Here is a 13087-nt window from a genome sequence, read left to right on the forward strand (position 1 = left end):
GTGACTAGGTTATATCGAGGTAATTCTGCATTTATGAAGGGGAGAGAATAATTGAAAGAATTAGTTAATAGAATTGAAAACCATCTTCATACATTAAGCAAATACACAGCTACGCCTAATGAAGGGACAACAAGATTAACGTACAGCGTGGAAGACCTTCAAGCGAGAAATTATTTAAAAGAGGTAATGAATCGTTACGGATTGGAAGTAAGAGAGGACGGATTAGGAAATATTTTTGGGAAAATGCCAGGAGTGTTAGAAGGACCGAGTGTATTAGTGGGGTCCCATTTTGATTCAGTCCCACATGGTGGAGATTATGATGGACCAGCAGGTGTGATTGCAGGTTTAGAGGTGGCAAAGCTGTTTGCGGACAGCGGATTAAAGCCAAAATATCCGCTTGAAGTGATTGCATTAATCGAGGAAGAAGGTTCAAGATATGGCGGTGGTTTAATGGGATCTCGCGGAATAACTGGAAAGTTGAGCGAGGACGACTTTCTGGCGCTTAAGGATAGCAATGGGATGTCAACTGAGGAAGCGATGAGGTCGATAGGGTTGGATCCGATGCTGCCAAAAAAACGAGATTCTAAGACGATGAAAGCATATCTTGAGCTGCATATTGAACAAGGTCCGATTTTGGAAGAAAAGCAGATTCCCATAGGAATAGTCGAATCAATAGTAGGCTTAACTCAATTAGAGGTAACAGTCATAGGTAAGCCAGGGCATGCAGGGACAACACCTATGTCAGGCCGTTCAGATGCACTTGTCGCTGCCGCAGAAATAATCGCTCAATTGCCAGAGCTTGGAATTGCTAAAGGCGAGGGTACAGTTATTACGGTAGGAAAGCTGAATGTGTTCCCAAATGGTGCAAATGTTATTCCAGGGAAGGTTGTTTTTACTGTTGATATCCGCTCAACAGATGAAAATAAAATGGTGAAAGTAACCGAAGAGACTGTGAATATCCTTCAGTCTTATAATCAGAAGGGGGTAAATGTCACAGTAGAAAAGCAGCTGTATATGGCACCAACTTTATTGAGCGCGGAAATTCGCCAATTGCTGAGCAATCATTGTGAAAAATTAGGATTTAAGCAGACGGTCATTCATAGCGGCGCAGGTCATGATGCAATGGTATTGGCGGAGGTAACTGAGGCGGCAATGGTTTTTATTCCTAGTAAAGCCGGTTTAAGTCATTGCCCGGAAGAATGGTCGGATGCGAATGATATAGCAAAAGCTGTCCATGTATTATTTGAAACAGCTAAAGCGTTAACGGAGGCGGAATAAGGCATGAACACATTAATAAAAGAATACATCCGAACGAAAGCTGCAGACCTCACTGAATTGCGCAGGCAATTTCATAGCGAACCTGAGCTATCTTGGGAAGAGTACAAAACAACTGCATTTATATGTGATTATCTATCTCAACTTGGCATTCCGTACAGAAAGACAGACCCAACCGGTGTCATTGCAGAAATTAAAGGTGGGCGATCAGGTAAAACAGTTGCTCTAAGAGCAGATATCGATGCACTGCCAGTAGAGGAACTGAATAAGGACTTAATCTATGCATCAAAAGAACATGGAAAAATGCATGCATGCGGCCATGATGCACATACGGCGATGCTGTTGATTGCAGCTGAAGCCTTGAACGGGTTAAAAGATGAATTGTCTGGCACCATTAGATTGATATTTCAACCAGCAGAGGAGGCCGCCCGCGGTGCAAAGATGATGGTCGAGGAAGGTGCGATGGAAGGGATTGATCATGTTTTTGGCATTCATATATGGTCGCAAATGCCAACCCATAAAGTTGCGTGCACACCAGGCCCACAATTTGCGTCTGCCGATATCTTTAACGTTAAGTTTACCGGGCAGGGGGGACATGGAGCCATACCGCAGGATTGTATTGATGCAGCTGTCATTGCGTCGTCATTTGTGATGAACCTTCAATCAGTAGTTTCCAGAACGATTGATCCCCAACAAGGTGCTGTAGTGACAGTAGGAAAAATGGAAGCAGGCACAAGGTTCAACGTGATTGCTGAAAATGCAAAAATTGAAGGGACTGTACGCTGCTTTGATCCAAGTGTAAGAGACCATGTTGAAAAACAAATTGACCACTATGCTAATCAGGTTGCTTCGATTTACGGAGGGATTGCTCAAGTAGAATACATTCGCGGCACACAGGCTGTCATTAATGATACAGAAAGTGCAGCGCTTGTACAAAAAGTGGCTGCTGAATGCTTTGGCGAGCATGTATTATTTGATGAGAAGCCAACGATGGGCGGCGAGGATTTCAGTTTTTATCTAGACCATGCGCCGGGGAGCTTTGCATTAGTCGGAAGTGGGAATAGCGAGAAGGATACAGAATGGGCTCACCATCACGGGAAATTTAATATCGACGAGGATGCACTTGTAACGGGAGCTGAGCTATATGCCCAGTTTGCATGGGCGTTTTTACAGGAAAATAAATAGTAAAAGGCCAGGATGAAGAATCCTGGCTAGTGTGCCTTCAAAAGTGAAAATAAGAAAATTTAGTTGGATTTGGAGAGGTGTCCGCCCGACTCCTGCGGGAGAGTAGCGAGACAGACGAGACATTGCAGCGCGTAACGCCGGAGCAGCTCGACGCTCGAACCGCGGATGAAGCGAGCGGTAAGCCTCGGAGAATCCCTAACCCTTCATTTATTAATTTTTGAGATAAGTTTCTCTACAGCCTGGCCAGGATGAAATAATCCTGGCTTTTATATGGATGTAAGATGCTTAGCCACAATGGCCTGCTTTCTTCTTAACAGCTGTAGGTCAATGTATAATTGGCAGCGTGTATTAAAATCATCAAAGCGAATTTTAGTTAATTGATTAATCTTTTTTAAGCGGTATTTTAATGTGTTTTCATGGATAAAAAGTTCATCTGCTGTAGGCTTTAATCTGCAGTTGTTGGTCAAGTAAAGCTCCAAAGTATGAATATAATTCGTTTGGCTTTCCTGATCTTTCTTTAATAGTATTCTAATATCTTCATTTGTATAATTCGTTTGTTTATTATGCTGTTCAATGATGGCTAAGTATCTAAGTGTTTTAAGGTTTCGATACTCAATTGGCATGAATTGTTCATGATTAAAAAACATGGCAGTTTGGATAACTTCTAAACTTTCCGTATAGCTTTGCCTAAGCTTATAAATGGATGTGTATTCGTTACCGATTCCGATAAGTATCGAATTGTTTTCATATTGGCTCTGTACAGACTTTGCCAAATCTACTGCATTGCTCGCCAATGTATCATCTTTAGCAGAATGGCTGGCCAGAAGAACAATGATTTCTAGATGATTAAAAAATATATAGGCTGAATGCGTCATATTGTTGACGGATAGACGGATTGTGTTTGTAACTTCTTCAAAGCTTTTTTCGTCGCCTTCCTCAATTTTAAATACGGTGACAATAAAAGATTTAGGCAATGTAACCTTTGCGCTTGCCGCTTCCACTTTCAGCTGATGTTTGGATTGAAAAGCATCTTCGATTACTTTTTCATAAAAATAATGGTCCTCTTCCATTTTGCCTTCCTTGGCCAGCTTTTGCTGATTCAATATGAAGGCGATGTGAGAGGAGACTGCATGCAAATAATTAAATTCTTTCTCTTTTAATCGCGGCGCTGTTTCTTGAATCCATATATAACCATATACCTCATTTTGATAGACAGCACTGACAACGACCCGCTTATTTAAATGAATATCTTTCATTGCTTTTATTCTAAACGGTTTTTTATAACGGTTTAGCTGATCAATAATCCCTTCATCCATAAACCTTTCCAAAATTGATACAGGCCATTGTTTGTTAAAAATGGTTTGTTTATTAATTTCATCATAATCCTCAGTATAATAGGAGCTGTAAGCTATTAAAGAAAAATGGGCATCTTCAATCACCACTGGTTTTTTTAATTGTATACTTACGATTTCAGCAATTTCTTCTATATTGGTAGAGGATTCGATTCTTTCTAATTGATAATCCAAAAGTCACCCTCCTAATTCTTTAAAAATAACCATAACATCCATTATATTAGAAATGCTTCATATTCGCCAAGTCCTATAGAAGTGTAAGCGGCAAAATCAAACCAAAAAAGAATCAGGCAGCAAATGCCTGATTCTTGAACATTTATTATGATTTAAGAACTTTCTCGTATTTCTCAAAATCTGCTTCTACTTCTTTTGATGGTTTTTTAGTCATCAAGCTGACAACGATTATTGCTATCAAGCTGACAATGAAACCTGGGATTATTTCATATAATGTGTCAGATAAGCCAACTGCAGACCAGATGATTACTGTAGCTGCACCGAAAATCATGCCTGCAAGCGCGCCCCAGCTTGTCATGCGTTTCCAGTAAAGACTGAGAATAATTAGCGGTCCGAAAGCAGAACCGAATCCTGCCCATGCATAGCCTACTAAGCTAAGAATGGTGGCGTTCTTCTCCCACGATAAGGCTAATGCAATAATTGAAACAACTAAAACAGCCATTCTGCCAATAAATACGAGCTCTTTATCAGATGCAGATCTGCGGAAGAATGTTTTATAAATATCCTCTGTTAATGAACTTGAGGTAACAAGAAGCTGTGAAGAAACTGTACTCATAATTGCAGCTAGAATCGCAGCAATGATAAATCCTGTAATTAATGGGTGGAAAAGAATTTCTCCAAGTACAATGAATACTGTTTCAGGGTCATCTAATACATGGTTCGTATTGGCAAAGAAAGCAATGCCGACAAACCCGATAAACATAGCACCGACAATACAGAAAATCATCCATGCCATCCCAATAACAGTTGCTTTTTTAATTTCCTTTACAGATGTAATCGCCATAAAGCGGACGATGATATGCGGCTGACCAAAGTAGCCAAGTCCCCAAGCAAGTAAAGAGATTATACCTAAAACGGTTGTACCTCTAAAGATGTCAAGTAAAGCAGGATTAATTGAACGAGCAGTATCAACCGCTTCACCAAGACCGCCAACATGGAATAAGGTTACGATTGGCACTAATATGAGTGCAATAACCATAATTATTCCTTGAACTAGGTCAGTCATACTAACAGCAAGGAAACCGCCAAACAATGTGTAGGCAATTGTTACGCCAGCGACAATAAGTAAACCAGTATGATAATTAATGCCAAAAGTGCTTTCAAATAAAATGCCGCCAGAAACCATTCCTGATGATACGTAGAAGGTGAAGAATATTAAGATAACAAGACCGGAAACCATGCGCAAGATTCTTGCTTTCTCGCCAAATCGGTTTTCTAAATACCCTGGTATTGTAATGGAATCATTAGCAACCTCTGTGTATGTACGCAATCTTGGTGCAACATAAATCCAGTTTAATAAAGCGCCGATTGTTAAGCCGATCGCAATCCATGATGCGCTTAGCCCAGTCGCATACATCGCGCCAGGAAGACCCATTACAAGCCAGCCGCTCATGTCAGAAGCTCCGGCACTAAGTGCGGTAACCATAGGACCTAATTGTCTGCCGCCCAACATATAGTCATTAAGATTTGAAGTTCTTTTGTAAGAATAATATCCAATCCATAGCATCCCAAGCATATAGATGACAAGAGATATTAATATACCCGTATTCATATTTTTTCTCCCTTCAAAAGCAATTTAGATATAAGCTTTTCTCCTCTAAATAATTTAAATAATAGGAAAACTCAGGTTGTCCCTATAATTAACATTCCATTATGTATGAAAAATATTTATACCAATTAGACATATAAGTGCTACCCTTTTCTTGCACACATTAAACCTCTTATTTTTAACGGAAAAGTTAAGTATAACGACATTCTGTACTTATACTTAAATAATCATATATTTTTCTATAAGTTATATCAATATATTTTTAATACAATCATTGAATTATTTTTTTGTCGTTTTAAGACAATGAATGTAAAAAAATGAAAAATCCTTGTAAGCGTTTGCCTGAATTTTTAAAATATTATTATTTACAATGCGATATATTTGTATTTTAATAGTAATATAGTTTTGAAAATTTGAATATTTCCATCAGGGGGCTAGGAAATGAAAGGTTTATTTAAGAAATTGGTAGGATTTACAGCGCTTTCAAGTTTGCTTGTATTATCTGCATGCGGTGGCACTGGTGAACAGGCTGGCAGCGACAGCGAAGGCGGAAATGGTGAAGTTGTAAAGGCAGATGTAGGCGTTGTGTCCTTTATTACTGGCTCAGGTGCAGCTTATGGAGAGGCGATTACTGGCGGATTAAAATTAGCACAAGAAGAAATTAATGCTAAAGGTGAAGTGGAGATTAATTTGATCTTTGAAGATTCTGCTGGAAAGCAAGACCAGGCTTTGACAGCTGCGCAGAAATTAATCAATTCAGATAATGTAACAGCCATTATTGGACCAACGCTCAGTACAGAGATGAATGTCGTAGGTCCTGAAGCAGATTTGAGTGGAGTGCCGATTATTGGAACATCAACAACAGCTGAAGGAATACCGCAAATTGGAGATTATGTCTTCCGTAATTCCATTCCGGAAGCATTAGCGATACCAGCTTCAATGGAAAAAGCAGTGGAAAAATATGATGCGAAAAAAGTTGCGCTTATGTACGGCAATGATGATGTTTTTACAAAATCAGGGTTTGATACGATGAAGAAAACAGCAGAGGAAATGGGATTGGAGATTTTAACAATTGAGACATTCCAGAAAGGTCAATCAGACTATAATGCTCAATTAACGAAAATCAAAAATTATAACCCAGATTTGATTTTAGCGTCTGCGTTGTATAACGAGGGCGCCGTCATTATGGACCAGGCAAGAAAAATGGGCATTGACGTTCCGTTTGTAGGAGGAAATGGTTTTAACTCTCCAGAAGTGATTAAAATCGCTGGAGATTCATCCAATGGGCTGATTGTAGCTACACCTTGGTATGGTGAGAAGGATGATCCAAAGGTTCAAGAGTTTGTAAAGAAATTTGAAGATGAGCATGGAAAAACCCCGGATCAATTTGCTGCTCAAGCATATGATGCACTGTACATTTTAGCTAACGCACTTAAAAATGCGGGAGAGGCTGACCGTGATAAAGTGCGTGCTGCATTAGCTGAGACGAAAGATTTTGAAGGGATTTTAGGCAACTTCTCTTTCGATGAAGAAGGGGATGTCCTGATGGATCCAACTGTGTTAGTTATTGAAGATGGCGCATTTAAAGTATTTGAATAAAAATTGATGAAGTGTAAGAAGGTGGGACACCGTGCTTATTGAACAGTTAATAAATGGTTTAACCTTGGGCAGCATATACGCAATTGTTGCTCTTGGTTTCACTCTCGTTTTTGGCGTACTTGGAATTATTAATATGGCACATGGAGAAATTTTTATGTTCGGTGCCTTTATCGGAGTAATGATTACATCCACTTTAAATGCCCCATTATGGGTAGCTTTTGCTGGAGCGATTATTATTACTGCAATCATGGGATATATGTTAGAAAGATTCGCCTTAAGACCGCTAAGGCATAAACAGGGCGTATCACATCTAGCACCGCTCATTAGTACAATTGGTGTTTCAATTTTATTGGAAAACCTTTCTCATCATTTATTTGGTGCCGGGAATCACCCGTTTAGAGCAAGCTTTGCAGAAATTAGCTTTCAAATTGGCTCCATCACAGTTTATCTCGTACAGATAGTGATTTTTGTTATATCCATTGTATTAATGATTACTTTGTCGTTCTGGCTAGGTAAAACAAAAGCAGGTAAAGCATTGAGGGCTACAGCTGAGAACTTAGAAACGGCAAGCTTGCTAGGCGTAGATACAAAAAGAACGATAACGATGACAGTAATCATTGCTTCTGCAATGGGAGGTATCGCAGGGATCCTCGTTGGAATGGCCTTTAACTCTGTTACTCCGCAAATGGGGCTTTCAATGGGGTTAAAGGGACTGGCAATCATTATTTTAGGCGGGATGGGCAGTGTGAGAGGAGCAATGGCTGGAGGACTTATACTAGGTTTAGCAGAAACCTTCATCGTTGTTTATGGAGATTCAGGCTATCGTGATGCGATTGCGTTCCTAGCCATTATTATTATTCTCCTTATTAGGCCGCAAGGATTATTCGGCCAGAAAATTTCAACGTAAGAAGGTGATCCAATGTTTGCTGAATTAATTAATCCATATTACTTACAAGTTGCATCCTTTATGTTAATTAATATTATTCTCGGGATTAGTGTATACATTACATTGTCGACCGGACAACTATCATTAGCAAATGCTGGGTTTATGGGAATCGGAGCATATACTTCAGCACTATTGACGATTCATTTTGATTTACCGATTATTCTAGGGATTATATGCGGCGCACTGCTTGCAGCCATTTGCGGTATATTAATCGGAATTCCTACTCTCCGGCTGCAAGGTGTTTACTTAGCGATTGTCACCCTCGGGTTTGGAGAAGTAATCAGGGTTGTGTTTGTTAACTGGGAGTCATTAACAAATGGGTCAGTAGGGATATCAGGCATTCCTCATATTGGACGAGAAATGCTTAAATCTTTTCAAGGATTTGGCTTCAATCCATCTGCAATTGGTTTGCAAAATAACCAATTCATCTTTTTATCAATCTTTTTGCTATTATTGGCAATTACTGTTTTCATTATATGGTTTTTCAGGAGACAGCATTTTTCCCGAGTTGGACGGGCTTTTGCAGCGATTAAACTAGATGAGAAAGCAGCAGAATCCATGGGGATCAATATTACTTATTATAAGGTGTTAGCATTTGCACAAGGTGCATTGGTTGCAGGCTTTGCTGGTGCGATGTATGCGCATATACTTGCTTACATTAGTCCGGCTGATTTTGCTTATCATCGGGCGGTTGAGATTTTAATCTTTGTTGTTTTTGGCGGAAGCGAAGTGATTTGGGGTCCTGTATTTGGCGCATTTTTCCTTACATTAATGCCGGAGGTACTCAGATTTATCAGCGAGTACCGCTATATGATTTACGGGTTAATCATAATTATTATGATGGCTGTCCGCCCACAAGGGCTTATTGATATTAACCTATTGAACTGGTTTAAAAACAAACGTGAGACAAGGAGGCAAAAACATGGTGCTGGAAATCAAAAAGATATGTAAAAATTTTGGTGGATTAAGTGCCTTGACTGATGTCACCTTTACAATCAATAAAGGAGAAATTTTCGGTTTAATCGGTCCAAATGGAGCAGGTAAAACGACGATGTTTAATTTAATTACATCTATGTTCATTCCGTCTTCAGGTGAAATTGTATTCAACAAAGAAAACATCAATGGCTTAAAGTCACATGTAATAACAGAAAAAGGAATTTGCCGCACGTTTCAAAATATCAGGCTCTTCCCGCAAATGACTGCAGCAGAAAATGTTATGGTAGGCGAACATTGCCGTAGTCAGGCGGGTGTTTTAAGAAGTGTGTTTAGGACAAAGTCACAAAAAAAAGAAGAGCAAAAAATTAAAGATACTGCTGATGAACTGCTTGAATTTGTTGGTCTTGCCAAGTATAGCGAAGTGGTGTCAGAAAATCTTGCCTATGGACAGCAACGAAGACTTGAAATTGCACGTGCTCTTGCCAGCAGACCTGAAGTGCTGCTCTTGGATGAACCTGCGGCAGGAATGAATGAAACAGAAACAAGTGATTTATTCGACTTGATTAAAAAGATTCAAGCAAAAGGCATTACGGTGTTATTAATTGAGCATGATATGCCACTTGTAATGAAACTTTGCGATCGAATCGCCGTGTTAAACTTCGGTAAAAAAATTGCCGAAGGCACACCTGAGGAAATCCAAAATCATCCGGATGTAATTGAAGCTTACCTCGGAAGGGAAGAGGAGGATGAGCTCTATGCTTAAAATTAGCGGTATCAATGCATCATATGGAAAGATACAAGTGCTGAAAAATGTCTCATTGGAAGTAGAAGAAGGCAGCATTGTTACGATATTAGGGGCAAATGGTGCTGGCAAAACAACTACAATGAAAAGCATCTCGGGATTATTAAAACCGAATTCAGGGAAGATTGAATTCCTTGGCGAAGATGTGACTGGTTTACGGCCAGATCAACTGTTGAGGAAAGGTGTTGCGCTTGTACCTGAAGGCCGCCAGATATTAGCTGGGATGACGGTGCTTGAAAACCTTGAAATGGGAGCCTATCATCGCAAGGATCATGATATTGCCAGCGACCTTAATAAAATGATGGAGCGTTTTCCAATTTTGAAAGAGCGGGAAAAACAGCTTGGCGGAACGCTATCTGGAGGACAGCAGCAAATGCTCGCGATAGCAAGAGCCATTATGAGCAAACCGAAACTGCTGTTGTTGGATGAACCATCTATGGGGCTTGCACCACTAGTTGTTGCTGATATTTTCAAAATAATAAAGGAAATTAATGAGTCCGGCACAACCGTGCTATTAGTTGAACAAAATGCAAGACAAGCGTTAAAAGTCTCCCATTCCGGTTACGTGTTGGAAACAGGGAAGATCGTTGCTGAAGGAAAATCAGATGAGTTATTAAACGATTCGCGCATTATTGAGGCGTATCTTGGAAGAAAATCAAGTTAATAAATGTGAAAAAAATGTCTGGAGAAACTTCCAGACATTTTTTTGGTGAGTTTTGATGACAGTATAAATAGGATATTACATTATTTAATCTATTTTTTTTATAATCAATCAAACAAACTGTGTTGACAACCAATTAATTGTGTGAGATTATTTACCTAACGACCGTTAGGGAGGTGGATGAATGAGTGCTGAAATGATTAGAAATGTAGCGCTTAATCATTTTGCAAGAGAAGGCTATGAAGGTGCTTCTTTGAATATGATTGCAAGTGATGTAGGAATTAAGAAACCTTCTATATATGCTCATTACAAGGGGAAAGATGAGCTTTTTCTTTCAGTTGTGAAGCATGTACTCGATATGGAAAAGCGAAGAATGGTGGATTACTTTCTTTCGCATAAACATCAGTCTCTTGAGAATTGTTTAAAAGGATTTTTCACTTGGATTATTCAAGAAAATAAAGAGAGTGACCATGCAAAGTTTTTGGTGCGTATATCCTATTTTCCGCCGCCGAAATTAAGTAAAGAAATAATGAGCTATGTTAATCCATTTTTCGAGCAGATGCAGCGTCTCCTGGCAAGGTTAATGAGAGAACTGACAAACAGCAATCGCAATTATATGGATGAAGCACTAGCGTTTATTACCATTGTGGATGGAGCCGTTATAGAGTTAATTTTCAATGGAGAAACCCATTTTCAACAAAGGGTAAATGCAACGTGGCCGATTTATTGGCGGGGGTTTATTACTGCGTAGAGAGGAGCAGATAAGTGATGACAAAATATTGGTTATATGTTTTATTTGCAGGTGTGCTTGAAGTAGTTTGGGTGTCCGGACTTAAATATTCTGAAACTCCAATCGAATGGATATTTACAGCCGCTATGGTTGTACTGAGCTTTTTTGTATTGATCATTGCGACAAAACATTTGCCTGTAGGAACTGTATATGCTGTTTTTGCTGGCCTTGGGACAGCAGGAACTGTGCTGGTTGAAATGCTTGTTTTTGGAGAGCCGTTTAAGCCGTTAAAAATTTTACTCATATTAGTCTTGCTAAGCGGAGTTATTGGTCTTAAGTTATTGTCTGATTCAGATGAAGAAAAAGTCGAACAGGGAGGTGCTGCATAATGCATTGGGCTGCACTAATCATTGCTGGCGGATTTGAAGTATTTGGTGTTTATAATTTAAAGAAAGTAGCAATGAAACAATGGAACTTTTTAGTATTTCTCATTCTATCATTCGCGGTCAGCTTCAGCCTTCTTTCTTATGCAATGACAGCTATCCCGATGGGAACCGCATATGCTGTTTGGACCGGAATAGGAACTGTGGGTGCAGCTATCGTTGGTATGCTATTATTTAACGAAGCCAAGGACTGGAAGAGACTTGTCTGCATCGCATTAATCCTTTGTTCTGCAGTAGGGTTGAAGTTAATTTCATAGCAGTAAAAATCAATAAAAAGCAGCGGAGATTATCCGCTGCTTTTTTGCTTATATTATGATGTTTTTGTAACTACTTTATTTACCATATCATTTACTTCATTTCTTGTCATTTTTTCCCTACCATCTGATAATGCTTTCATTGTTCCATGTGCAAGTGCTAACGGAATCTGACAGAAGTTTAAAATGGTTTCAGTTTTTATTTCTTTTACATATTGATCTGCCAAATCAAGATTCTTGCGCGCATAAGCAAACATATCGTCTAAATTCCAACCATTTGGAAAGAAGCTTACTCCTCGTTCGTCATCTTCTTTATAATTTCGCAAAATATTTACAGCCTGCAATCCGCGTCCAAAGCCTATTCCTAGCTCTTTATCCGCTTTGGTGCCATCATACCATTTCCAGATATCAGTCAGCATGACACCAACTAGACCAGCAACTGTATATGTATACTGATCTAACTCTTCCTCAGTCGATATTGTCCAGTCCTTATTAACCCAATTTGCCATACCTTCAGCCATAATTGCAGTCGACTTTAACACTTCATCCCGTATTTCCTCTGGACAATAATTAATCCAGTCATGAAGACGTAAAGTGACTTCAGGTAATGAGTCATGATAAGGAGAATATAAGTTGTTTAGTGCTTCATTATCATATGGCTTTGCAATTAGAATTTTACTAGTAGTAGTTAATAATTCACTTTTTATTTGAGGCTGAAGCTGTGGGTGGTCCTCAATTTCATCAATGGCCCGCATGCATAAATAAGCGGAAGCAACCGTTTCCCGTAACCCAGGAGTTAACAGGCTGATAGGGATAAAAAAAGTTCGGCTTGTCTCTTTTAAAATATCTATCGCATCATTAGGTACTTCATCTACGTTATTACGTGTATTCACCCAGTATCGCATCCTTTATTGTATTCTAGTTTTATTCTTATTTTTACCAATAGAGCATGATTTATTTAAAATAAACAAAAATATGTCTATCAAGGTCATTTGTAGTTATGTACCTTAAAATTTTAACATAACACAGAGTAAATAAAAATCAGAATGAATTATTTAAAAATTTCGCAAAAAGATATATGATAGTTCATATATGTTATTTAGTAAAACGAAAGTTTAGAT

The 13087-nt window shown here is 39.0% G+C and carries 13 protein-coding genes; 10 read left to right on the plus strand and 3 right to left on the minus strand.

Annotation, left to right across the window (positions count from 1 at the left end; translation table 11 throughout):
- Positions 1–51: 51 nt before the first annotated feature.
- Both CWS20_RS12800 and CWS20_RS12805 read left to right on the plus strand, forming a co-directional pair.
- On the plus strand, positions 52–1278 hold the full coding sequence (locus CWS20_RS12800) for a Zn-dependent hydrolase (protein ID WP_066195483.1): 1227 nt from the start codon (positions 52–54) through the stop codon (positions 1276–1278).
- 3 nt (positions 1279–1281) lie between these two features.
- Complete coding sequence (locus tag CWS20_RS12805) at positions 1282–2460, plus strand: amidohydrolase (protein ID WP_066195487.1); 1179 nt, start codon at positions 1282–1284, stop codon at positions 2458–2460.
- Positions 2461–2726: 266 nt separating this feature from the next.
- On the opposite strand, the gene CWS20_RS12810 is transcribed toward CWS20_RS12805, so the two are convergent.
- Together CWS20_RS12810 and putP are read right to left on the minus strand one after the other, a co-directional pair.
- On the minus strand, positions 2727–3986 hold the full coding sequence (locus CWS20_RS12810) for a PucR family transcriptional regulator (protein WP_066195490.1): 1260 nt from the start codon (positions 3984–3986) through the stop codon (positions 2727–2729).
- A 145-nt stretch (positions 3987–4131) separates the two neighbouring features.
- The gene (putP, locus tag CWS20_RS12815; protein ID WP_066195491.1) at positions 4132–5598 is read right to left on the minus strand and encodes a sodium/proline symporter PutP; all 1467 of its coding nucleotides are present in this window, start codon (positions 5596–5598) and stop codon (positions 4132–4134) included.
- 438 nt (positions 5599–6036) lie between these two features.
- Here putP and CWS20_RS12820 point away from each other — a divergent pair, with 438 nt between their 5' ends.
- The 8 genes from CWS20_RS12820 (at position 6037) to CWS20_RS12855 (ending at position 11969) form a co-directional block, all read left to right on the plus strand.
- A complete protein-coding gene (locus tag CWS20_RS12820; RefSeq protein ID WP_066195494.1) occupies positions 6037–7194 on the plus strand; it encodes an ABC transporter substrate-binding protein in 1158 nt (385 codons plus the stop codon).
- A 31-nt stretch (positions 7195–7225) separates the two neighbouring features.
- Positions 7226–8101 (plus strand): branched-chain amino acid ABC transporter permease, encoded by an 876-nt coding sequence (locus CWS20_RS12825; protein ID WP_066195496.1) that lies wholly within the window; start codon positions 7226–7228, stop codon positions 8099–8101.
- A gap of 12 nt (positions 8102–8113) precedes the next feature.
- Complete coding sequence (locus CWS20_RS12830) at positions 8114–9091, plus strand: branched-chain amino acid ABC transporter permease (RefSeq protein WP_066195498.1); 978 nt, start codon at positions 8114–8116, stop codon at positions 9089–9091.
- A complete protein-coding gene (locus CWS20_RS12835; RefSeq protein ID WP_066195501.1) occupies positions 9063–9839 on the plus strand; it encodes an ABC transporter ATP-binding protein in 777 nt (258 codons plus the stop codon). Before CWS20_RS12830 ends, CWS20_RS12835 begins: the two co-directional genes overlap by 29 nt.
- Positions 9832–10542 (plus strand): ABC transporter ATP-binding protein, encoded by a 711-nt coding sequence (locus CWS20_RS12840; protein ID WP_066195503.1) that lies wholly within the window; start codon positions 9832–9834, stop codon positions 10540–10542. Before CWS20_RS12835 ends, CWS20_RS12840 begins: the two co-directional genes overlap by 8 nt.
- A 181-nt stretch (positions 10543–10723) precedes the next feature.
- Positions 10724–11290, plus strand: coding sequence for a TetR/AcrR family transcriptional regulator (locus CWS20_RS12845; RefSeq protein WP_066195506.1), 567 nt, complete (start codon positions 10724–10726; stop codon positions 11288–11290).
- Positions 11291–11307: 17 nt separating this feature from the next.
- Positions 11308–11658, plus strand: coding sequence for a DMT family transporter (locus CWS20_RS12850; protein ID WP_066195508.1), 351 nt, complete (start codon positions 11308–11310; stop codon positions 11656–11658).
- On the plus strand, positions 11658–11969 hold the full coding sequence (locus CWS20_RS12855; protein ID WP_066195510.1) for a DMT family transporter: 312 nt from the start codon (positions 11658–11660) through the stop codon (positions 11967–11969). Before CWS20_RS12850 ends, CWS20_RS12855 begins: the two co-directional genes overlap by 1 nt.
- A 53-nt stretch (positions 11970–12022) precedes the next feature.
- Here CWS20_RS12855 and CWS20_RS12860 read toward each other — a convergent pair whose 3' ends face one another.
- Positions 12023–12859, minus strand: a complete 837-nt coding sequence (locus tag CWS20_RS12860; protein ID WP_241504178.1) for a squalene/phytoene synthase family protein — start codon at positions 12857–12859, stop codon at positions 12023–12025.
- Between the last annotated feature and the right edge of the window lie 228 nt (positions 12860–13087).

This window comes from Cytobacillus horneckiae (genome assembly GCF_002835735.1).
GTDB lineage: Bacteria > Bacillota > Bacilli > Bacillales > Cytobacillaceae > Cytobacillus > Cytobacillus horneckiae.